The sequence below is a fragment of the Proteus alimentorum genome (assembly GCF_002607735.1).
Taxonomy (GTDB): Bacteria; Pseudomonadota; Gammaproteobacteria; order Enterobacterales; family Enterobacteriaceae; genus Proteus; species Proteus alimentorum.
Map to the genome: position 1 here is coordinate 15,697 of NZ_NBVR01000031.1, position 23,316 is coordinate 39,012.

Annotated in this window: 20 protein-coding genes; 12 read left to right on the forward strand and 8 right to left on the reverse strand. The window is 37.9% G+C overall.

Annotated elements, in window-relative coordinates:
- Positions 1-94 precede the first annotated feature (94 nt).
- The 9 genes from arnB to B6258_RS10620 all read left to right on the forward strand — a co-directional run bounded on the left by arnB (position 95) and on the right by B6258_RS10620 (position 9,252).
- Complete coding sequence (gene arnB / locus B6258_RS10580; RefSeq protein ID WP_099075224.1) at positions 95-1,240, forward strand: UDP-4-amino-4-deoxy-L-arabinose aminotransferase; 1,146 nt, start codon at positions 95-97, stop codon at positions 1,238-1,240.
- On the forward strand, positions 1,241-2,221 hold the full coding sequence (gene arnC / locus B6258_RS10585; protein ID WP_072062577.1) for an undecaprenyl-phosphate 4-deoxy-4-formamido-L-arabinose transferase: 981 nt from the start codon (positions 1,241-1,243) through the stop codon (positions 2,219-2,221).
- Positions 2,221-4,203 carry a bifunctional UDP-4-amino-4-deoxy-L-arabinose formyltransferase/UDP-glucuronic acid oxidase ArnA gene (arnA, locus tag B6258_RS10590; RefSeq protein WP_099075225.1) on the forward strand — a complete coding sequence of 661 codons (1,983 nt, stop codon included), beginning with the start codon at positions 2,221-2,223 and terminating at the stop codon, positions 4,201-4,203. The genes arnC and arnA overlap by 1 nt, the downstream gene beginning before the upstream one ends.
- 9 nt (positions 4,204-4,212) lie before the next feature.
- The gene (gene arnD, locus B6258_RS10595; RefSeq protein ID WP_099075226.1) at positions 4,213-5,106 is read left to right on the forward strand and encodes a 4-deoxy-4-formamido-L-arabinose-phosphoundecaprenol deformylase; all 894 of its coding nucleotides are present in this window, start codon (positions 4,213-4,215) and stop codon (positions 5,104-5,106) included.
- 7 nt (positions 5,107-5,113) lie between these two features.
- Positions 5,114-6,778 (forward strand): lipid IV(A) 4-amino-4-deoxy-L-arabinosyltransferase, encoded by a 1,665-nt coding sequence (gene arnT, locus B6258_RS10600; protein ID WP_099075227.1) that lies wholly within the window; start codon positions 5,114-5,116, stop codon positions 6,776-6,778.
- Positions 6,778-7,119 (forward strand): 4-amino-4-deoxy-L-arabinose-phosphoundecaprenol flippase subunit ArnE, encoded by a 342-nt coding sequence (gene arnE, locus B6258_RS10605; protein ID WP_099075228.1) that lies wholly within the window; start codon positions 6,778-6,780, stop codon positions 7,117-7,119. Before arnT ends, arnE begins: the two co-directional genes overlap by 1 nt.
- A complete protein-coding gene (gene arnF / locus B6258_RS10610) occupies positions 7,116-7,514 on the forward strand; it encodes a 4-amino-4-deoxy-L-arabinose-phosphoundecaprenol flippase subunit ArnF (RefSeq protein WP_099075229.1) in 399 nt (132 codons plus the stop codon). Before arnE ends, arnF begins: the two co-directional genes overlap by 4 nt.
- Positions 7,515-7,663: 149 nt before the next feature.
- A complete protein-coding gene (locus tag B6258_RS10615; RefSeq protein WP_036937364.1) occupies positions 7,664-8,155 on the forward strand; it encodes a C40 family peptidase in 492 nt (163 codons plus the stop codon).
- A 77-nt stretch (positions 8,156-8,232) separates the two neighbouring features.
- Positions 8,233-9,252: a lipoate--protein ligase gene (locus tag B6258_RS10620; protein WP_099075230.1), complete on the forward strand. Its 1,020-nt coding sequence runs from the start codon at positions 8,233-8,235 to the stop codon at positions 9,250-9,252.
- Positions 9,253-9,339: 87 nt separating this feature from the next.
- Here B6258_RS10620 and B6258_RS10625 read toward each other — a convergent pair whose 3' ends face one another.
- The 8 genes from B6258_RS10625 to hemP form a co-directional block, all read right to left on the reverse strand.
- The gene (locus B6258_RS10625; protein ID WP_069369334.1) at positions 9,340-9,708 is read right to left on the reverse strand and encodes a helix-turn-helix domain-containing protein; all 369 of its coding nucleotides are present in this window, start codon (positions 9,706-9,708) and stop codon (positions 9,340-9,342) included.
- A 513-nt stretch (positions 9,709-10,221) separates the two neighbouring features.
- Positions 10,222-11,016, reverse strand: coding sequence for a heme ABC transporter ATP-binding protein (locus B6258_RS10630; protein WP_099075231.1), 795 nt, complete (start codon positions 11,014-11,016; stop codon positions 10,222-10,224).
- Entirely contained in the window at positions 11,013-12,017 is a 1,005-nt protein-coding gene (locus B6258_RS10635) for a FecCD family ABC transporter permease (protein ID WP_099075232.1), read from the reverse strand. The genes B6258_RS10630 and B6258_RS10635 overlap by 4 nt, the downstream gene beginning before the upstream one ends.
- Positions 12,017-12,832 carry a heme/hemin ABC transporter substrate-binding protein gene (locus B6258_RS10640; protein WP_099075233.1) on the reverse strand — a complete coding sequence of 272 codons (816 nt, stop codon included), beginning with the start codon at positions 12,830-12,832 and terminating at the stop codon, positions 12,017-12,019. The genes B6258_RS10635 and B6258_RS10640 overlap by 1 nt, the downstream gene beginning before the upstream one ends.
- A 15-nt stretch (positions 12,833-12,847) precedes the next feature.
- Positions 12,848-13,897 (reverse strand): hemin-degrading factor, encoded by a 1,050-nt coding sequence (locus tag B6258_RS10645; RefSeq protein ID WP_164996160.1) that lies wholly within the window; start codon positions 13,895-13,897, stop codon positions 12,848-12,850.
- Between the two features lie 35 nt (positions 13,898-13,932).
- On the reverse strand, positions 13,933-15,960 hold the full coding sequence (locus B6258_RS10650) for a TonB-dependent hemoglobin/transferrin/lactoferrin family receptor (RefSeq protein ID WP_099075235.1): 2,028 nt from the start codon (positions 15,958-15,960) through the stop codon (positions 13,933-13,935).
- Between the two features lie 72 nt (positions 15,961-16,032).
- Complete coding sequence (locus tag B6258_RS10655) at positions 16,033-18,216, reverse strand: TonB-dependent receptor domain-containing protein (protein WP_099075236.1); 2,184 nt, start codon at positions 18,214-18,216, stop codon at positions 16,033-16,035.
- An 80-nt stretch (positions 18,217-18,296) separates the two neighbouring features.
- Complete coding sequence (gene hemP, locus B6258_RS10660) at positions 18,297-18,419, reverse strand: hemin uptake protein HemP (protein WP_240531583.1); 123 nt, start codon at positions 18,417-18,419, stop codon at positions 18,297-18,299.
- Positions 18,420-18,960: 541 nt separating this feature from the next.
- On the opposite strand from hemP, the gene licT reads away from it, so the two are divergent.
- From licT to B6258_RS10675, 3 genes are all read left to right on the forward strand, one after another.
- The gene (licT, locus tag B6258_RS10665; protein WP_099075238.1) at positions 18,961-19,797 is read left to right on the forward strand and encodes a BglG family transcription antiterminator LicT; all 837 of its coding nucleotides are present in this window, start codon (positions 18,961-18,963) and stop codon (positions 19,795-19,797) included.
- 182 nt (positions 19,798-19,979) lie between these two features.
- Positions 19,980-21,884, forward strand: a complete 1,905-nt coding sequence (gene bglF / locus B6258_RS10670) for a PTS beta-glucoside transporter subunit IIABC (RefSeq protein ID WP_099075239.1) — start codon at positions 19,980-19,982, stop codon at positions 21,882-21,884.
- Positions 21,885-21,894: 10 nt separating this feature from the next.
- Positions 21,895-23,286: a glycoside hydrolase family 1 protein gene (locus B6258_RS10675; protein ID WP_099075240.1), complete on the forward strand. Its 1,392-nt coding sequence runs from the start codon at positions 21,895-21,897 to the stop codon at positions 23,284-23,286.
- Positions 23,287-23,316 lie beyond the last annotated feature (30 nt).

Genomic DNA, 23,316 nt, shown 5'->3' on the forward strand with positions numbered 1-23,316 from the left:
GTTTTTTTAATGTTTTCTTAATAAGACGGATGTCGGTGAACAATAGTTTGTATATAATTGTTTTTTATTTATTCATTAATTAGGCTACATTTTTATGAGTCATTTCCTTCCTTTCTCTCGCCCTGCGATTGGCGATGAAGAAATCAAAGCCGTTGAGGATGTATTGCGTTCAGGTTGGATTACAACAGGCCCTCAAAATCATCAATTAGAGCAAGATTTTTGTGAAAAATTTGGTAGCAAACATGCTATCGCAATTTGCTCTGCCACTGCGGGTATGCATGTTGTTTTAATGGCGATGGGAATTGGCGCTGGTGATGAAGTTATCACACCATCACAAACTTGGGTTTCAACGATAAACATCATTACGTTACTTGGCGCAGAGCCGGTGATGGTTGATGTTGACCGTGATACCTTGATGGTGAGTGCAGAAGATGTCAAAAAAGCGATTACACCGAGAACAAAAGCGATTATTCCCGTTCATTATGCCGGCGCACCTTGCGATCTTGATGCATTAAGAAAAGTTGCACAAGATGCAGGAATTCCGCTTATTGAAGATGCCGCGCATGCTATTGGTACTCGCTATAAAAATGAATGGATTGGTGAAAAAGGAACCTCCATTTTCTCTTTCCATGCAATTAAGAACGTAACTTGTGCAGAAGGCGGGTTGGTTGTTACTGATAATGACGAATTGGCCAATAGAGTACGTTGCTTAAAATTCCACGGTTTAGGGGTGGACGCCTTTGATAGACAAATTCAAGGTCGTAAACCTCAAGCAGAAGTTGTTGAACCAGGCTACAAATACAACTTATCTGATATTCATGCAGCAATTGCTGTGGTGCAATTGGGACGTTTAGATGAAATGAATGCTAAACGTGCTGAGTTAGTTGCACTGTATCGTGAAAAACTCAAAAATTCTCCATTAGAAATGTTGAGTGTCCCTGAATATTCACATTTACATGCAAATCACCTATTTATGGTGAGAGTTGATAAAAATGCCTGTGGTATTGATCGTGATACCTTTATGGAGAAATTGAAGCAAAAAGAGATTGGTACAGGGCTTCATTTTCGTGCAGCGCACACACAAAAATATTATCGTGAGCGCTATCCTTCTTTATCCCTTCCTCAATCAGAATGGAACTCTGCAACGTTATGCTCGCTGCCACTGTTTCCTGATATGAATAATAAAGATGTTATTCGCGTTGTAGATGTGATCAATGAAATTCTTTCGGAGCATATTTAAGTGTCAACATTTGATGAAATCAAGAAAGTATCGGTTGTAATCCCCGTTTATAACGAGGAAGAGAGCCTTCCTCAGCTTTTAGAACGCACAATCAAAAGCTGTAAACAATTAGAACAAGAATATGAACTGATCCTTGTTGATGATGGTAGCAGTGACAATTCAGCTAAGATGTTAGAAGAAGCCGCTGCAATTGAAGAAAATCACGTTATTGCAATTATTTTAAATCGCAATTACGGCCAACATTCTGCAATTATGGCGGGTTTTAATCAGGCGGATGGTGATTTAGTGATCACATTGGATGCTGATTTACAAAATCCACCAGAAGAGATCCCAAGACTTGTCGCGACTGCGGAAGAAGGGTATGACGTTGTCGGAACTCGTCGTCGTAACCGTCAAGATTCATGGTTTCGAAAAACCGCTTCAAAAATGATCAATTCAATGATCACTAAAGCAACAGGTCGCTCTATGGGAGACTACGGTTGTATGTTGCGCGCTTATCGTCGCCATATTGTTGACGCGATGTTACAGTGTCACGAAAGAAGCACATTTATCCCTATTCTTGCGAATACATTCGCTCGTCGTACTATTGAAATTGATGTCGCACACGCAGAGCGTGAATATGGCGACTCAAAATACAGTTTTTTAAAGCTGATTAATTTAATGTACGACCTATTAACTTGTCTTACCACGGCACCATTACGTTTATTAAGCATCGTCGGCAGTGTGATCGCTGTATCTGGCTTTGTCTTAGCCTTATTGTTGATTATTTTACGTATTATTTTCGGTGCAATGTGGGCTGCTGAAGGTGTATTCACACTTTTTGCAATTTTATTTATGTTTATCGGAGCGCAGTTCGTTGCAATGGGCTTATTAGGTGAGTATATAGGCCGAATTTATAATGATGTAAGAGCGCGTCCTCGGTATTTTATCCAAAAAGTGGTTGGCGTTAATAAACCCAACGAAGATCAGGAAAAAGACTAATGAAAGCAATAGTATTTGCCTATCACGATATTGGCTGTGTTGGTTTAAAAGCACTTGAAAAAGCAGGTTATGATATTCAGGCTGTATTTACCCACACTGACGATCCTAATGAAAATCATTTCTTCTCATCTGTTGCTCGTGTGAGTGCAGAAATGGGATTGACAGTATTTGCACCCGAAAATGTCAATCACCCATTGTGGATTGAACGTATCCGTGAAATGAAACCTGATGTCATTTTTTCTTTCTATTATCGTCACATGTTAAGTGATGAGATCCTGAATTTGGCACCTAAAGGCGCGTTTAATTTACACGGTTCTTTATTACCAAAATATCGTGGTCGTGCACCAATTAACTGGGCGATCGTGAACGGTGAAACAGAAACAGGTGTTACTCTGCATAAAATGACAGCGAAAGCTGATGCAGGTGATATCGTTGCTCAAGAAAGAGTCACCATTGCAGATAATGATACTTCTCTGATTTTACATGAAAAAGTAAGAGAAGCTGCTGATAAGTTACTTTCTAGCGCATTACCACACATTGCATCAGGTGATTATTCAACAACTGCACAAGATGAAAGCCAAGCAACTTATTTTGGCCGTCGTTGTGCTGATGATGGTTTAATTGACTGGAATGCAGATGCAAAAACAGTCCACAACTTAGTGCGTGCTGTTACTGAACCATACCCAGGCGCATTCACTTTCTTAGGTGAACGTAAAATGATTATCTGGCGTTCACGTGCTGTTGCTGATAATCAAGGTAAACGTCCTGGTACTGTTATTTCAACAGAGCCATTAGTGATTGCGTGTGCGACAGGTGCAATCGAAGTTGTTACGGGTCAAAGCGAAAATGGGCTTTATGTTCAAGGAAGTCGTTTAGCGGCAGAAATGGGCATTGTGACGGATGTTCGCGTTGGACCAAAAGCAACGGCACAAGTTAAGCGTCGTAAACGTGTTCTGATTTTAGGTGTGAATGGCTTTATTGGTAACCACTTAACAGAGCGTCTATTGAAAGATGACAACTATGATATCTATGGTATGGATATCGGTTCTTCTGCAATTGAACGCTTTATTGGTAATCCACGTTTCCACTTTATTGAAGGTGACGTGAGCATTCATACAGAATGGATTGAATACCACATTAAAAAATGTGACGTTATTCTGCCATTAGTAGCTATTGCTACACCAATTGAATATACCCGTAATCCATTACGTGTATTTGAATTAGACTTTGAAGAAAACTTAAAAATTGTACGTTATTGCGTTAAGTATAATAAACGTATTATTTTCCCATCCACATCAGAAGTTTATGGTATGTGTGATGATAAAGAATTTGACGAAGATAATTCACGTCTGATTGTTGGTCCAATCAATAAACAACGTTGGATTTACTCTGTTTCTAAACAATTATTAGACCGAGTTATTTGGGCTTATGGTGCTAAAGAAGGTCTGAAATTTACATTATTCCGTCCATTTAACTGGATGGGACCTCGTTTAGATAACTTAAACTCAGCACGTATCGGTAGCTCTCGTGCAATCACACAGTTAATTCTGAACTTAGTCGAAGGTTCACCAATTAAATTGGTTGACGGTGGTGAGCAAAAACGTTGTTTCACTGATATTAATGACGGTATTGAAGCTTTATTCCGTATTATTGAAAACCGTGATAACAAATGTGATGGTCAAATTATCAATATTGGTAATCCAACTAACGAAGCAAGTATTCGCGAATTAGCAGAAATGCTGTTAGATTGCTTTGAAAAACATGAGTTACGTGGTCATTTCCCTCCATTTGCAGGCTTTAAGAAAATTGAAAGTAGCAGTTACTATGGTAAAGGCTACCAAGATGTTGAACACCGTAAGCCAAGCATTAAAAATGCAGAGCGTTTATTGGATTGGAAACCAAGTATTGAAACTCGTCAAACAGTAGAAGAAACATTAGATTTCTTCTTACGTGGCGCAGTTGAAGAATTAGGCACTAAATAGGAATAAATAATGAAGAAAGTTGGTTTGAGAGTTGATGTGGATACTTATCAAGGAACGAAACAAGGTATTCCACAACTGCTGGATGTATTTGCCAGACATAACATTCATGCCAGCTTCTTCTTTAGTGTGGGTCCAGATAATATGGGGCGCCATTTATGGCGCCTTTTAAAGCCCAAATTTTTATGGAAAATGCTGAGATCTAATGCTGCATCACTGTATGGCTTAGATATTTTATTAGCAGGAACGGCATGGCCGGGCAAAAAAATAGCTAAAAATTTAGGTTATTTGATGAAAGAAACCCAAGATGCGGGGCATGAAGTTGGCTTGCACTCATGGGATCATCAAAGTTGGCAAGCAAAAGTTGGGCGCTGGTCAACAGAAGAATTAATGCAACAAGTTCGTTTAGGTGTTGAAGCACTGGAAAAAGCACTTGAAAACCCTGTAAAATGTTCGGCAGTTGCTGGATGGCGAGCAGATGAACGCGTATTAACAGTTAAAGAAACTTTTCAATTCGATTACAATAGCGATTGTCGAGGAACGCATCCCTTTAGGCCTATTTTAGAAAATGGTTCTATCGGTACGGTGCAAATTCCAGTAACATTACCAACTTATGATGAAGTTGTTGGTACAAAGGTAAAGGATGAAGATTTTAATCAATTTATTATTGATGAAATCAAAAAAGACAGTGGAATACCTGTTTATACTATCCACACCGAAGTTGAAGGAATGTCAAAAGCCGCTCAATTTGAGCAGTTACTGGCAATGATTGCAAATGAAGGCATCGAATTCTGTCCGTTAAGCGATTTATTACCACAAGATAAAGAAACGCTTCCGATGGGTAAAGTTGTTCGATCTGACTTTCCGGGTCGAGAAGGCTGGTTAGGGTGCCAACAAGAGGTCTAACGAAACTATGTTGAATAACCGGGCGAGTAAAATCGGGGCCATCCTCTTGGCTCTTTTTTTTGTTCTTACCTACTTATTTCCATTGAACAGCCGGTTATTATGGCAGCCAGATGAAACCCGTTATGCGGAAATTAGCCGTGAAATGGTGGTGAGCGGGAACTGGATTGTTCCTCATATGCTCGATATTCGCTATTTTGAGAAGCCCGTAGCAGGTTATTGGATCAATAATGTTAGCCAGTTGATTTTTGGTCACACCAATTTTGCTGTACGTTTTGGCTCTGTTATTTCTATTCTCTTAAGCACATTACTTGTCTATTTGTTGGCAAGAATGATGTGGCGTAACCGTCAAGTTGCTTTTGTTTCTAGTTTAATCTATTTATCCATGTTCTTAGTGTTTAGCGTAGGTACTTACAGTGTATTAGATCCTATGTTGGCACTTTGGGTTACCGCGAGTATGGTTTGCTGTTTTTGGGCGCTTAAAGCGACCACAGTAAAAACACGAATATTAGCGTGGATAACATTAGGGCTTGCATGTGGTATGGCATTTATGACCAAAGGATTTTTAGCGTTAGCTATTCCAGTCATTGTCATGATACCTATTACGCTGTATCAAAAACAATTTACACAAATGTTGCTCTATGGCTTACTTGCTGTATTGAGTGCAGCATTAATTAGTTTGCCGTGGGTATTGGCTGTTGCAAAAGCAGAACCTGATTATTGGCACTATTTCTTCTGGATTGAACATATTCAGCGTTTTTCGGGTGAAGATGCTCAACATAGTTCACCATTTTGGTACTATATCCCCGTTGTCTTATTAGGCGTGATCCCTTGGCTTGGATTACTTCCGGGCGCATTAATGGGCGCTTGGAAGAAAAGACGTAAACGCCCTGAATTATTCTTCTTATTATGCTGGTTTGTTGTTCCATTCTTATTTTTTAGCATTGCGAAGGGTAAGCTACCGACTTATATGTTGCCATTTATGGCACCACTAGCAATGCTGATGGCGAAATATGGCGTAGATTGTGCACGCAAATTTAGGATGAAAGCGCTGCGTATTAACGGTTATATCAATATTTTTATTGGTGTTGCTGTGGTTATCGCTATTTTAGTTATCCAACTAGCCTCTACAAAACCTATTTATATGCCATATGAATGGTCTAAATGGGTATTAGCTATAGTGGCATTCTCATTATGGGGCATTATTGGTTATCTGTGCTCGACTCTTAATGGAAAACACTGGTTATGGGCAGCGTCTTGTTCGCTAGGCGTAAGCTTATGTATCGGTCAGGCTATACCAAATAGCAGCGTGGATGGAAAGTTACCTCAAGAATTTATTCGCCAAAATATAGAGACATTAAACGCCAGCAAATACATTGTGAGCAATAGTGTTGGTATCGGTGCGGGATTAGCGTGGGAATTACAGCGTAGCGATATTTACCTTTATGAAAGAACAGGCGAATTAACTTATGGTGTTGAAGAATACCCTGATTCTCAGCATAAATTAATTAAACCTGATAACTTTGCTCAGTGGTTGGAAGAAGCAAGAAAAGAAGGTAATGTTTCAGTTGTTATTACCTTTAAAGATCCTAAGAAATTAGCACAATTGCCAAGACCTGAAGAGCTGGTGACAAACCATCGAGTTGCTATTTTAACTTATGAGAAGCGTAATTAATGGCATTTGTTTTATTGCTGATCGTAAGTTTGCTGACCTGTATAGGGCAGGTTTGTCAAAAGCAAGCAGTGGTTAGCTGGCAAAGTGACTCATTAACAAAAACCAGAAAAACGATTTTCTGGCTTTTTGTTGCCATTGCAATGCTTGGTTTTGGGATGCTATTTTGGTTACGATTATTACAAATGCTTCCTCTAAGTATTGCTTATCCTATGTTAAGTATTAACTTTATAGTGGTGACATTAATTGGCCAGTTTGTTTATAACGAGCCCGTTAATGTAAAGCATTGGATTGGCATCGCGTCAATTATGGTTGGTATTGTATTGATGAGTATGCAAGCATGAAAGGCTATCTATGGGCAATTGGAAGTGCGCTATTAGTGACAGCCGCTCAATTGTTGCTAAAATTTGGCATGTCTGAACTGCCGGATTTACAGTTAGAAAAACAGTGGTTTGATTTCTTATGGTTATGGGCTAATGTAACGCCACTTGCTATCGTGTTTGCCGGTCTTGTCGGTTATGTCCTTTCTATGGTCTGTTGGCTATTTACTTTGCGTACTATTCCGTTAAATAAAGCCTATCCACTGATCAGCTTAAGTTATGTGTTTGTTTATATTCTTGCAGTGATATTGCCTTGGTTTCAAGAAACACCATCATGGACAAAAACAGCGGGTGTAGCATTTATTATGGTGGGAGTGTGGCTAATAAGCCAAAAAACAAAAGAAGCATCATCGCACTAACTTAATGATTGTAGGATTCATTTTCTGGATCTTGTTGTTAATTGTGCGATTTATTCTAGCAATCATCACTCATTCATCTTCAATAACTTGTTTTTGCTTAAAAAAGCAGATAGATTTTAAAATCTATGCTAACAATCATGGTGGATGCAATGAGAAAGTCCGTTTTTTATCCTTTCTTACTCTGTATTATTCTGCTGGCTGGATGTTCATCTAGCCCGTCTAAACGTATTCCACCAGCACCTCCTTTAAAAACACAACTTTCCGATCCCATCATGGTGATAGTGCAATTAAAATCACAACTTGAGCAATGGTATGGTACGCCATATAGTTATGGTGGAATGACGCCTTCGGGTATTGATTGTTCAGGCTTTGTGTATAAAACCTATAGTGATCGCTTTGATATAAAACTTCCTCGAATGACCATTGATCAAACCAAATATGGTACACAAATCAGTAAAAGTGATTTAATGCCCGGTGATTTGGTTTTTTTCAAAACTGGCGGTGGTGAAAATGGGCTTCATGTCGGTATTTATGATACTGATAATACATTTATCCATGCATCAACGAGTAAAGGGGTAACTCGTTCATCCCTTGATAATGTCTATTGGAAAAAGACATTCTGGCAAGCTCGCCGATTGTAGTTTCGTGCCATTTAACAGCCTAATATATTGAGAGTTATGGTATCTTATACCTTATTTTCTTCATATAGGTATTCCTTATGTCAGGCAAATTGCGTCTGTTAATTTCCGAGTCTTATGATCCTTGGTTTAACCTTGCTGTTGAAGAGTGTATTTTTAGACAAATGCCCGCAGATCAACGCGTACTTTTTCTTTGGCGTAACGATAATACGGTAGTCATTGGTCGAGCACAAAATCCATGGAAAGAGTGTAATACCCGTAAAATGGATGAAGATGGTGTGAAATTAGCTCGTCGCTCAAGTGGTGGTGGTGCTGTTTTCCATGATCTGGGCAATACCTGTTTTACCTTTATGGCAGGAAAGCCAGAATATAATAAAACGATTTCAACTCAAATTATTCTTGATGGATTATTAAAAGCGGGCATTAATGCTACGGCATCAGGACGTAACGATTTAGTCGTTCCCCAAGATGATGGTGAAAGAAAGGTTTCTGGATCAGCCTATAAAGAGACTAAAGATCGTGGTTTTCATCATGGCACATTATTAATAAATGCTAACTTATCCCGATTAGCTAATTACCTCAATCCAGATCCGAAAAAACTTCAAGCTAAAGGTATCACTTCTGTACGCTCTCGAGTGGCTAATTTGGTCGAGCTTAAACCTAATATTACTCATGAAAAACTTTGTGAAACTATCACAGAAAGCTTTTTTGAATACTATGGTGAACGAGTAGAAGCCGAGATTATTTCACCGCAAAAATTACCTGATTTACCTGGTTTTGAAGAAACATTCGCGAAGCAAAGTAGCTGGGAATGGAATTTTGGGCAAGCACCTGCATTTTCACATCTTTTAGATAATCGATTTAAATGGGGTGGTGTTGAGCTGCATTTTGATATTGAGCGTGGCAATGTTATTAGAAGCCAAATATATACAGACAGTTTAGATCCTGCACCATTAGAAGCATTATCAGAGATGTTGGTAGGGCAGCGTTATACACCAGAGTCTCTAAAAGGGCTTATTGAGCAACTTATTCAGCGTTATCCTAACAATAAAATAGAGCTTAATGAGCTTGAAGAATGGCTTGTGACAGCGATAGCGTAATTTTTATTAACGTTAGAAAATAATAAAAAAACAAAAACCAGCTAAAAGAGCTGGTTTTTTATGAAGAATAATGTGATGTGAAATGAATTAGTGATTTTCACATGACATAAAGCAATGCGTATCTGGCATTTTACCATTTTCTCTAAATTTGGCGGGTGTAGTATTGAAATGCTTTTTAAAGATACGTGTAAATGTTGCTTGAGAGCTAAAGCCATACATTAAAGCGATATCTAAAATAGACATATCTTTTTCTTGTAATGATTTAGCTGCTTCTAATAAGCGACGTTTGCGAACATATTCGCCTAATGTACAGCCTTTAAAATCTTTAAAAATGCGTTGCAAGTGCCACTTCGAGTAGCCACTTTTATTTGCAATCGTATCGATTTTTATACCTTCGTTACGTTGTAACTGGGTTTCTAACCATTTCAGAATATCATTAACGACATTTTCAGCCATAAAACCTCCCACAAAAAATGGTGGGGACACAATGCCCAAGTAAATAGAATAGTAACGTATGTTATTTGTAATCTATTTTAAGCATGGGGAGAATAACAGGTAGGCAAAAAGTGCTTTTCGTGATTGATAATCATTATCATAATGATAGGTCTAGCTTATATGATTCAAGTAATGTTCAGTTTGCTGAATCTTTCTGGTTAAAAATGTTATTTTGTATGACTTTTATTTTGTTGAATTTATTGATTTATTTTTTAATTTAATAGTTCTGTTATACCTTTTATTTTTATTTCTGTTATGTTTTTTTGTGCAAAATACAACCTAATCATTGATTAAGGTGTATTTTAAAGTCAGTTTATTTGACTAAGTATCGAAAAACTAAAATAAGATTTATTAATCAATTGATGTGGTATTACTTTCACTATTTTATTTTTATTGAGAGTAAATTAACTAAGCCACCTTTTAGAAAATAATGCTAAAAGGTGGCTTGGTAACAAAAATTTAGGCAGTGTTCTTTTAGGGGCGTAGAAAAACTTGAGGATATAAATGTTCTGGATGAGTATTAACACTCACATCTGCACCATACCATTTTTGAATATTCTCTGTTGTGAGTACGCTGTGTGGCGTACCTTCACAAACTAATTTTCCTTGATGAAGTAATAAAATTCTATCAGCATAAAGAGACGCTAAATTGAGATCATGCAACACACAACAGACCATAAGATTTTGTGTTTTTGCCAGTTGTTTTAATAAACGCAAGCTGTGTTGCTGGTGGTAAAGATCGAGTGCGGAGGTTGGTTCATCAAGGAACAATACGGCTTCTTGTGGTGTCGGGTGCCATAATTGTGCTAACACTCTAGCAAGTTGTACTCGTTGTTGTTCTCCTCCCGATAATTGACGATAGTCTCTATCTTTAAATTTTAAACAATCTGTTTGGAGTAGTGCGGTTTCAATTGCAATTTTTTTATGTTGCTGCCCATGAGGTGTTCTTCCCATGGCAACCACTTCTTCAACTGAAAATGAAAATGAGAGCTGGCTATTTTGTCGCATCACGGCACGGTTTTGCGCTAATTGTTGGCTGTTCCATTGTGAATAGGTTTTTTGTTTAAAATAACATTGACCTTGTGTTGGTGTTGTATAGCCTGTTAACAAGCGTAATAGTGATGATTTTCCTGCGCCATTAGGGCCAATAATGGTAACTAATTCCCCTGCATTCAGTGAAAGTGACACATCATCAATAATGGTCTTATTACCAATTTGGTAAGTTAAATTATTTCCATAAAGTAATGGTGTGTTTTGTTTTTCAATCATGACATTCTTCCTGCGGGTTGTCGTAAGATCAGCCAAAGGAAATAAGGGCCACCAATTAATCCTGTAATGAGCCCCACAGGGATTTCTGCTGGAGATACTAGTGTTCGTGATAATGTGTCAGCAGCGAGTAATAGTGTTGCACCACCTAGAATAGTGGCAGGTAATAGCCATACATGATTACTGCCAATACGCATACGAATAAGGTGTGGCACGACAAGCCCAATAAATCCAATAACACCACTCAGTGCGACAGCACAGCCAATTAAAATGGCGCTAAGAAGTAACAGAATAAACTTGGTTCTTCTTACATTTAGCCCTAAGTAATGCGCTTCTTCATCACCAAGTTGTAATAGGTTTAATTTATGGCTTTGCCAACATGCCAAAATACTGACAGGAATGATCACAAGGGTTGCAATGGATAAGGTTTTCCAATCAATCTGGCTTAATGAACCCATCATCCAAAGTGAGAATTGGCGTAGCTGTTGGTCGGTACTGATGTAACTTAATACACCAATAAAAGACATACATAGTGCATTGATAGCAATACCAGCAAGCAATAGCCGCGCTAAATTACCATCACTTAATTGATGTAATGAGAAGATAATCATTGCCACAATTAAACCGCCAACAAAGGCGGCGACAATATGACTGTAGAATGCAAAGGCTGATGAAAAAGAGAACGGTAGAATAATCACGATGGCAACCATTAGTGCTGCACCGCTACTAATACCAAGTAAACCCGGATCAGCTAATGAGTTTCTAAATAATCCCTGCATTATTGCGCCCGATATTGCTAAAGCGCCGCCAACAAGAATGGCTAATAATACGCGAGGTAGACGGATATCTAGCCAAATTTGCCATTCCATATCATCAAAAGAGCTATTCCATAATGTATGAAACGAAAGGGCCAATGCACCGCTATTCACAGAAATTAATGTAACAGTGGTGAGTAAAAAGAGTAAAACTAAAATACTCATCCACGGTGAACGAAAACGAGACATTATTGCTCCAATGCTTGACGAATTTGATGCATAACTTCTGGCGTTGAAAGGGTAAAGCCTAATAATCCCATGTCATCAACAACAACATAATGCTTGTTTTTACCTGCTGGTGTGTATTTTATACCGGGTAATGTCCATAGTTTTTCAATTCCGCCAATGCCTTTAATACCTTCTTTGGTCACTAGTAAAATATCAGGTTGGCTTGCAATAACACCTTCTTGAGAAAGTGGGCGATAGCTTGTAAATCCTTGCATGGCATTTTTACCACCAACCAAAGAAATAATGGTATCTGCAGCGGTATCTTGACCCGCAGCCATTGGAACAACGCCACCATGACTCATGATATAAATAATTTTTTTATCGATAGGAGAGGTTGAAACTTGCTTGATAGAGAGGGCGAGTTTCTCTTTTAGCTGATTGCCTTCTTGTTCTTTATTTAAAACAGTCGCAATAGTGTCTATTTTTTCATTAATGGCTTCTAATGAGCGTGTACCTGTAATGGTTTTAACTGGCACTCCGGCTTCTTTGATACGACGTAACGCCAAAGAAGGGCGCGCTAATTCACTGGTAATGATCAACGTTGGTTTGACAGATAAAATCCCTTCTGGGTTTAGCATTCGCATATAACCCACATCAGGAAGTGTTTTTACTTGTTCAGGAACTAAGCTCGTGCTGTCTCTTGCAATAATCTGCTCGCCTGCACCTAATGCGAAAACAATTTCTGTAATATCACCACCAATAGTAACGATGCGTTCATTGGCTGAACTTGCAAACGTCATTGCGCTACACAGGATCAAAAGAAGCCATTTTTTCATTAAATCATTCTCCGATTAGGCGATTTTAGTGAGGGTATTCACTTGTTCACGCCACTGTAGCTGCTCTGCAGTACCTTCAGTGCGTTGTCCGTAGAGTTGAGCAATTTGTTGTCCCTTGTTATCAAATATTTCAAGGCTGGTAACAAATCCATCTTGAGTTGGTTTACGTGTTACCCAACTTTCTGCAATTTCACTTTCAATTAAATGAAGTGTAAAAGCAGGGTTGAAAACGTTGATCCAAACTTGCTCACTATTTTCAAATTGATGAGGTACTAGACGATCAATTTGGCCTGTGAAAATCTGTACACAACCACGGCTACCGACAAATATCATAATCTCGTTTTGTGCTTCTTTAGCGAGTTCTAATAAGGTTTTCAGCGCGTTGTTATTGACTTGATAAGCAAGGTCGTCAGGAACAGCTTTGAAGGCTTGTTGACGACTTAAGTTATTTTCTTTTAGTAATTTAAAGAATTGGTGAACGTCAGTCATTGAACGCCATTGTTGTTCAAGTTGTTCCGCTAATTCATTACTAACAGGCGTGTTTGAGTATGGTTCAACAGGCGTGATATCAAGAGCCGGATTATCTTCCAATAAGAATGATTGAATAAGTGTATTCCATTCATCCATATTCGTGTTATCTGTCGCATAGACTTTATGTAATGCATCACCATGCATATCAAAGAATTGAATGCTATAACGCGTCCCTTTTGATGTCTCTTCGGTAAGTGCAAAAATGCTTGACCAATAAGCGAAGAAAAAGCGTAAATCCATTGCACGCGGATTTAAGATTAAACCTGCGTGATCGCTAAAACGGGCATTTGTGTATTCACCAAGGTGTTCATGAACTGCAATATCATTACGAGTAATTGCTTTGACTTCACCTACTTTACTTAATGCTTTTAATAACTCTTGTACATCATTGCGTAGACGCTTTGCATCATGTCCTACACGGGCGTGAGTGAGTTCAGCTTCACTGACATTCAGGTAAGCTGCGAGATCACGCGCATACGATGCTTTTTTGTCCGCTTTAGCTTGCAGGTAGCTCTCATAAAGAGATTTATTCACAGAAACTCCTATTATATCGTTGATTTTATTGTTAATTACCATTGATAACTCACAAGTACTTTTGCATTTCGGCCTTCTTGAGGAATACCCGCAGAAGAGTAATAAGTTTTATCAAATGCGTTACTCAGTACAAATGAGGTTGTTAGCCCCTTTAATGAGGCATTACCTTCATAACGAAGGTAAAAATCGTTAACGCCATAACCTGCTTGTTGGCGATTGGTTGGGCGATTAAAACGGTCATGTTTAGTAAAGTCCGTTTTTTTGGTAAATTGGCCGACCCAACCCACAGAAAAATCAGTACTTGGTACAGGAACATCAAAGCGACTGGTTAATGTATCTGGCTCAATTGAGGTAATTGAGGCATTAGTCGCATTATCTTTCCCTTTGGTATGGTTGTAGGCTAAATCCCAATTAAAGAATTTCGATTGGTAGCTCATAGAAACATCCCATCCCCAAATGGTTGCTCTTGAAATATTTGTTGATTGTGTATATCCCTGAAAAATAGCAACATCTGCATCAATATAATCTTTTGCGCGAGTATTGAAATGGGCAGCTTTAATTTTCAGATTATCATTATTAGATAATAAGTCGTCGAATTGAAAACCGAATCCATATTCAGTAGTTGAATTGGTTTCAGGTTTTAAATTAGGATTTGGACGCCAATAGTTTGTTGGTGCACCGGGGAAAGGAGCATCAAAATGTTTCGCATCGTTATACATCTCACCTAAAGTTGGTGCTCTAAATGCCTGTGAGTAAGAGGTATAAAGCATTGACCAATCCGTCGGTGTGATACTGATTGCGCCTTTTGATGACCATTTATCCGCAGTAATATCATCATAACGATCGTTTTGGCTTTTATATTTGTCAAAACGCGTTCCTAAAATTAGGGAGACAGGGAGATCACGTAAAGTGACTTCATCTTGCACCCAACCGGACATAAAGCGGATATCGGCTTGTGGGAAGCTTTCTGCATTTTGGCTTGGTGATTGTTTTTGTTTATAAATCTCGCCACCATAAGTCAATCCATGTGATGCAAAGCTGTATGTACCCACTTGTGAACGGTTTTCGAGTTTTACCCCATAGGTTTTTTGTTCTCGACCTTCAAATCCTTTTTGTACCGTTTTGGCATTGATATCCACTTCACTGTAATAAGCCTGTGTTTTCAAATTAATCCATTGTGAATTTGAAGGATCAAATTGATAGGTTAACTGAACATCTTTTTGTGTCGTGGTGCGATCTGTTTCTACATTAGAAAGTGTAGGGTTTGAGGGAACTTGAGGATTTTTAGGTTGATTTGTATTGTTATGGTAATAACGGAATTGTCCACTTAATGTGTTGCTATCATCAATTAGCCAGCGCCCTTTAGAAAGGAGATTAATAATAGTTTCATCATTTTGAGCACGATAACCACCACCATAACGGATATCACCTTTATCGCGGGCTGATAATGCAACGAGTCCATCAAGGTTATCGTGTCTACCAAACGCCGTGACACCTAAACCTTGGCTATGCTGAGCAGTATTACCAAGCCCCGTAACACGCACGCCTCCTTGTTCGTTTGTTGAAAGCAGATCGCTGGCATTTACCGTATCGTAAGCGATAACACCACCAAGAGCACCACTACCATATAGAAGTGCAGAAGGGCCACGAATAATTTCAACTTGTTTTATAAGTAGAGGATCAACAAAAATACTGTCGATATGCCCGGTGTCTGTTCCTTGGCGCACGCCATCTACAAGTGTCAGTATTCCATTTTTACTGTATCCACGCATACTGATGGTTTCACCATTAGTACGGCCAGCCCCCGAAATAGAAACTCCGGGGACATGACGAAGTAATTCAGAAGCACTTCCTGCTGTTTCTGACAACGCATTGTTATTTTTTATAACCGTTGACATCATGGGTAATGTAAAGCTATCGCGTTCATTACCTGTCGCATAAACAGTAAGTACCTCTGATTTTCTTTCCTCATTAGTTTGTATTTTCTCTTGTGCCGACGCACAGGCAGAAGAGACAGCAACAGCTAGCAAACTTAACTTGATAAATAAGGATGACTGAGACATGCAGAGTGATCTCCGTAATTTTAATGGGCTGTTAAATAACAGCCCTTTGTTATATAAATCATTGCTCCTCATCTACCAGCGATAACTGACAGACATTTTGATATTTCGACCTTCTTGCGGAACACCCCTTGTTGAAAAATACTCATAGTTAAAGGCATTTGCCAACATCAGTGTTGCTTGGAGATCTTTATTCTTTTTAGATTGATAGCTTAGTGAAAAATCGTGGACAGAATAGCCAGGAAATTGTTGAATAACTTCTTGTAAGCGAGTGACATCTTTTCCCTTATTATGTGGAGCAACAATGCCGTTGTAGCGACTTTTCGTGTCAGTAGCACTGGCAAATTGTCCTGACCAGCCTAATGAGAAAGGGGTTTTAGCAATAGGAACCTGTATAAAGGCAGTGAGTATTTCAGGTCTCACAGGAGAGATGGTTTCGCTGTCTGTAAGTTGGAATGTGTTTGTACGGTTATAGCTTAATCCCGCAGAGAGCCAAGAGTGAGTATAACGTAAGGCAATATCGACACCTTCAATATAAACATTCGCAATGTTATAGGCCTTTAGGCTCGTTTTCCCTAAAAATGTGCCGATCCATTCAGCATAAGAAATATAATCTTTGGAAAGTGTATCGAAATAAGCCGCTTTAATTTCTAATGCGTCATTTGCAGATAACAATTGTTGGAATGTGAGTTTTCCGCCATATTCCCAAGTTCTATTTCTTTCTGGATTTAAATAAGGATTTGGTATCCAGTAAGATTTTAAATATCCCCGTTTAAAATGAAGTGAATCATTAAACATCTCACTTAATGTCGGTGCCCTAAATGCGGTCGAATATGATGTGTAAAGCTGTAACCATGGAGTTGCAGTAAATGTTAATTTTACATTTTCAGTAGTACCACGATAACTTGCTTTATGCATAAGTTTACTGGCATCGGAGTTTCTCTCTGCATGGTTATAAATGACGCTATCAACATCTTTATTTGGCGTGCTTTTATAATAGTGATAGCGAACACCCGCCGTTAAGGATAAAGGCAATAGTGGTGTCGATAGAGTGCTCTGCAACCAGGTTGCAGCATAATCCATTTCTGCTAGTGGGAAGTTTTTGGCTTTTTCGTTAGATCGCATTTTCTGTCGGTAAGCTTCGGTGCCAAGAATGACAGATAAATTAAGATGATCGTGAGGGGTAACACTGGTGTAATTTTCTAATTTTCCACCATAAGTTGACTGTGTTCGTGTTTCGAGTGTACCGATATTACCTTTTATATTATTTTGACGTTCTCTTTCTGTGAGTTTTACATCGGTTAAAAAAGTTTGCTCAATATTAAATTGTGAGTAATAAAGATGGGTTGTTAAATCAATCCACGAATTGCTTTCTGGAGCATAGTGATGAGTCAAAGAGTAATTTTTTTGTTGAGTATCACGGTGCATTTGGTTACTTTCGTTTTTACCAAATCCCCCCATACGATGTAATACTTCTCGTTGTTCACCTGAATTATCATAATGACGAGTTGATAAAATAAAGGTTTGGTTATTGGTCGGGTAGAGATAGATTTTTGCAAAGTAATTATTAATGGATTCATTGTTATCCATTTTTTGACCATCAGCCAATAATATAGGGCCACGCTGACGTTGAGTATAAGAAATCAAACCTGAGAATAGTGCATGTTGACCCGCAATTATCCCACCATAAGAAAAATGACGATCAGCAGAAGAGTAAGAACTGAATAATTTAGCCCCTAAATTTCTATTTTTTTCTAGTATTGATTGAGGATCCAGAGTATTAAACGCGACAACTCCTCCCATCGCGCCTTCACCATGAACAGTCGAAGCAGAACCGTGTTTGACATTAATATTTTTAATTACAGAAGGATCAAGAAATACGCCCCCTAAATTATTCATGGTGTTTTCGAGTGGTTGATGAATACCATCAACGAGAATTTTGACACCTTTTTGGTCATATCCTCGCATTAGAATGTTGGCACCATTAGTCACGCCGGTTCCTGAAAGCGTGATCCCCGCAACTTCTTTTAACATTTCACCTGCTGTTGAGGCAGTCTGTGCACGAGGTGTTGAACTTTCAATGGTTGATTGGAAGTTATGTTCTATTTCATTATATTTGTGACCGATAACAGTTAAAGGATCCGTCTTCGTTTTTTCTAAGTGTGCAGAGGCAATAGGGGTGTACAACAAGCAAAGCGCTGTTGCTACACCTGAATATTTGAAATGTTTTTTCAGCATACACATACCATAAATGTCCATAAAAAATCCTTGTATATGGAGTTATTTAGCTGGCTGCCTAGCTGAGGGGTAGGTGGCTTGCAATTTATTGTCAAAAATGATTATTTAGTTAGGATTAATTTTCCCGACTTTGTTTGACGTAATTGATACAACTCTCCGTTATGTTGGATGTAAACCACGCCATTTTTACCCAATAACTCAATACTACTAATCGATTGAATCATTGATGAATGAAAATTCAGTTTAGTTAAAGAACTATCCAAATTATTAGCTTTTTTATTCATAATACACTAAGAGTAATAAGCGTTATCATTATGATAATCATTATCGTTAACAAAAGTGTTTAGACAAGCTTTTTTTAACGTAAACAGGTAAATTTAAGTCATATTGTGAGTCATTTGAGCAGGGGGAGAGAAAATCTGAAGAAAAATCAAACAGAGGATTAATAACCTAAATGATGAGATATAATAATTAAAATTATATTCGACGATAACTTCTGACGAGAATGTATTGGCGTGATAATAATTACCCTCAGTTATAAAATGGTTTACTTGAAAAGTAGATCTAATGAAAAAACTTAGAGTGGCATAAAATGATGTGAAACTCACACTTTTAAAATTTGTGATTTGAATAACGGATAGGGTTTGTTTACAGTAAAAGCGAGTTTACTGGATTGTTACTGCTAATAATATTAGCAGGCAAAACCTGATAAGACCATGAATTGCCATGGGACTATCAGGTTTTTTTCATTTTTGGGGAAATAAAATGAAGATCGCAAAAATATTAAATAACAATGTGGTCATTGCCTTAAGTGAAAATAACCAAGAGCTCGTTGTTATGGGAAGGGGATTGGCGTTTCAAAAGAAAGTAAATGAAGACATTGAACAAGATAAAATTGAAAAAATATTTGAGTTACGTAGCAATGAACTTATTTCTCGATTAAGTGAGTTATTGAGCCACATTCCAACTTCTGTTATGAAAGTTTGCGATAGTATTATTTCTGTTGCTCGCTGCCAATTAGGAGAGCTTAATGAAAATATTTATATCGCGTTAACAGATCACTGTAATTATGCTATTGAAAGACAGAAAAAAGGCTTAGCAATTTCCAATACTATGATGTGGGAAATTCAGCATTTATATCCTAAAGAGTATCGACTTGGATTAGAAGGATTAAAGCTGATTGAACAAGAATTACAAGTCACATTACCTGTTGATGAGGCGGGATTTATCGCTCTTCACTTTGTTAATGCACAATTAACCGGTGATATGCCAATTGTGATGGAAATCATGACTATCATGCATGAGGTCATGAATATTGTTAAGTATCATTTTAATATTGAGTATCAAGAAGATACTTTAGATTATCAGCGATTTGTTACACATTTGAAGTTTTTCACTCACAGAATGATGAATCGAAATACGGTTCCTAATGATGATATTTCTATGCATATTGTCATCAAAGAAAATTATCCACTTTCTTGGTGCTGTGCAGAAAAAATAAGTCAGTTTTTACTGAATAAGTATCAGCGCGAGTTAACGGATGAAGAACGTATGTTCTTAGTGATCCATATTGAACGAATAAGAAAGAAACGACACGATTAATCGTTAAAGTATATTGTGTTGATATAAAAATATTAAATTAAAATATGATGGATTGTTACTACCGATATTGGGTAGGCAAAACCTGATTGACTCTCATTTATTAATGGGAGTCAATCAGGTTTTTTTTTACATATTCATTGATGGTTGAGCATTTCATTATTTTAGTCATAAAGGAATTGTATATGGCATACCGAACATTAGCAGAACAAATCATTGATAATGTAGGTGGAAAAGACAATATCGCCAGTGTTATACATTGTGCAACACGTTTGCGTTTTAAACTGGTAGATGACACTAAAGCCAATGCTGAAGTATTAAAGCAGAATACGGGCATCATTACAGTTGTTGAAAGTGGGGGACAATTTCAGGTTGTTATTGGTAATCATGTCAGTGAAGTTTATAAAGCGATTGCTGCTCTTATCGGTGAGGTACAAAATAGAAATATTCAAAGTGAAAATATCAGTAATAACAAAAAGAAAAAACGTAAGGATAATATTTTTAGCCATTTTATAGATATTGTTTCCAGTATTTTTACCCCTGTATTGGGGATCATGGCTGCGTCAGGTATTTTAAAGGGGCTATTATCATTAGTGGTCAGTTTAAATTGGTTGTCAGCTTCAAGTGGAACTTATCAGATCTTATTTTCCGCAAGTGATTCATTATTCTATTTTTTTCCACTCGTTTTAGGTTACACCGCAGGCAATAAATTTGGAGGAAATCCATTTTTAACTATGGCGATTGGTGGTGCATTAGTGCATCCGTTAATGCTTGCTGCATTTCAACAACAAACTACGGAATACTTTTTAGGTATTCCTGTCACATTTATTAATTACAGTGCGTCGGTTATTCCTATTATTTTTGCTGCATGGGTGAGTTGTTTATTAGAAAAAAAATTAAACACCATTCTGCCTTCATCCATGAAAAATTTTATTTCTCCGTTATTGTGTTTATTCATTATTGTTCCACTGACTTTTTTAGTTATAGGGCCTTTAGCAACGTGGATAAGTTTGCTGATCGCGGACGGTTTCCAAACTGTCTATAACGTAACACCGGTTGTTGCCGGCGCGATAATGGGGACAATTTGGCAAGTGTGCGTTATTTTTGGCCTGCATTGGGGCATCGTACCGATTAGTATTAATAATCTGAGTGTATTAGGTCAAGATGCGCTTGTGCCTCTATTATTACCCGCAATTGCAGGGCAAGTAGGCGCAACACTTGGGGTTTTATGGGCAACTCGTGACACTAAATTACGTATTATGGCGGGTTCATCGGTAACAGCAGGGATCTTTGGCATTACTGAACCTGCGGTGTATGGAGTGACTTTGCCTCTGCGTCGACCTTTTATTTTTGCCTGTATTGGGGGCGGAATTGGAGGCGCGATTGTCGGTTATAGTAATACACTTACGTTTTCGTTTGGTCTGGTAAATATTTTCACTTTCACACAAATTATTCCGGCAACAGGAATTGATAATACTGTCTGGGGTGCCATTATTGGTTCGTTAATTTCATTTATTTTTGCGTGTATTACAACGTGTTTATTTGGACTGAAAAAAGAAAATAACGCAGAATCTGGATCTTCTATTCAATTACCAACAACTCGCCTCAATAGCGCAGGGCAAAATTCAAAGCAGGAAACCCTTTTTTCACCGTTATCAGGTGTGGTGATCTCATTAAAAAACACACCAGATGAAACCTTTGCCAGTGGCTTATTAGGCGATGGTGTTGCCATTATTCCAAGCACTGGTGAGGTTTATGCTCCTTTTGATGGTGAAGTTGCTTCATTTTTTAAAACTGGTCATGCCTTGGGCTTATTAAGTGGAAAGGGTATCGAATTATTTATTCATGTTGGAATAGATACCGTTAAGTTAGATGGAATGTATTTTTCACCGAAAGTTAAAGTCGGGGATAAATTTAAAACCGGCGACTTATTACTCACCTTTGATCGTAAAAAAATTCTTGAGTCTGGTTATGACTTAACAACGCCCGTTATTGTGAGTAATGCCGATGATTACAGTGCAATGACTGCTTTGGAATTAAATAAATCGATAAATTCAGGTTCGGCGCTTATCAGCGTTAATTATAAATAAGGAGTTAACAATGAAAAAATTTCCTAATACATTTTTATGGGGTGGCGCTGTCGCCGCTAATCAAGTTGAAGGCGCTTATTTAACTGCGGGTAAAGGATTAAGTACCTCAGATGTTCAACCACAAGGTATTTTTGGTCATGTGGTTGAAAGAACCGAAAATGATTTTTGTATCAAAGATATTGCTATCGATTTTTATCATCAATATGAAAAAGATATTGCACTCTTTGCCGAAATGGGATTTACCTGTTTAAGAACCTCTATTGCATGGAGTCGTATATTTCCATTGGGAGATGAAGTAGAGCCTAATGAAGAAGGACTGGCATTTTATGATCGTGTATTTGATGAAATGGCTAAATATAATATTCAGCCGATTATAACCTTATCTCATTATGAAATGCCTTATCATCTGGTAACAGAATATGGTGGTTGGGGAAATCGTAAAACTATCGAATTCTTTGAGCATTATGCTCGCAGTGTTTTTCAGCGTTATAAAAATAAAGTTAAACTTTGGCTCACCTTTAATGAAATTAACATGTCATTACATGCGCCAATGACCGGAGTTGGATTAGCGGGTGAAAGAACGCAATCAGAAATTTATCAAGCCATACATCATCAGTTAGTTGCCAGTGCCAGAGTCGTTAAAGCATGTCATCAGATTATTCCAGATGCAAAAATCGGCAATATGTTATTAGGCGGTTTAGTTTATCCATTAACGTGTAAGCCAGACGATGTCTGGGAAGCTATGAACGAAAACCGTAAATGGCTATTTTTTGGTGATGTGCAATGTCGTGGCCAATATCCTTCTTATATGCTGCGTTATTTTAAAGATAATCATATTGATGTTGTGATAACGGATGAAGACCGACAGGCTCTCAAGCAAACGGTAGACTTTGTGTCATTTAGTTATTACATGACGGGTTGTATTACAGCAGATAAAGAAGAATATGAGGTAAAGCGAGGAAATATTCTCAGTATGGTGCCAAATCCTTACTTAGAAAGCTCTGAATGGGGATGGCAAATCGATCCTAAAGGTATTCGCATTGTGCTTAATTTACTGTGGGATCGCTATCAAAAGCCTTTATTTGTTGTGGAAAATGGGCTGGGTGCGATTGATAACGTTACGCCGGAAGGTGAAATCAATGATGATTACCGTATTCAATATATCAATGATCATCTGGTACAAATTGGTGAAGCGATTGAAGATGGTGTCGATGTAATGGGATACACCAGTTGGGGGCCGATTGACTTGGTGAGTGCGTCAAAAGCTGAGATGTCTAAACGTTATGGTTTTATTTATGTGGATAGAGATGATCAAGGAAAAGGCACGTTAGAAAGAAAACGTAAGAAAAGCTTTTATTGGTATCAAAGTATTATTCAATCTCAAGGTGAATTATTGCGTTAACATAATTTATCATGTGTGAATGACGCAATA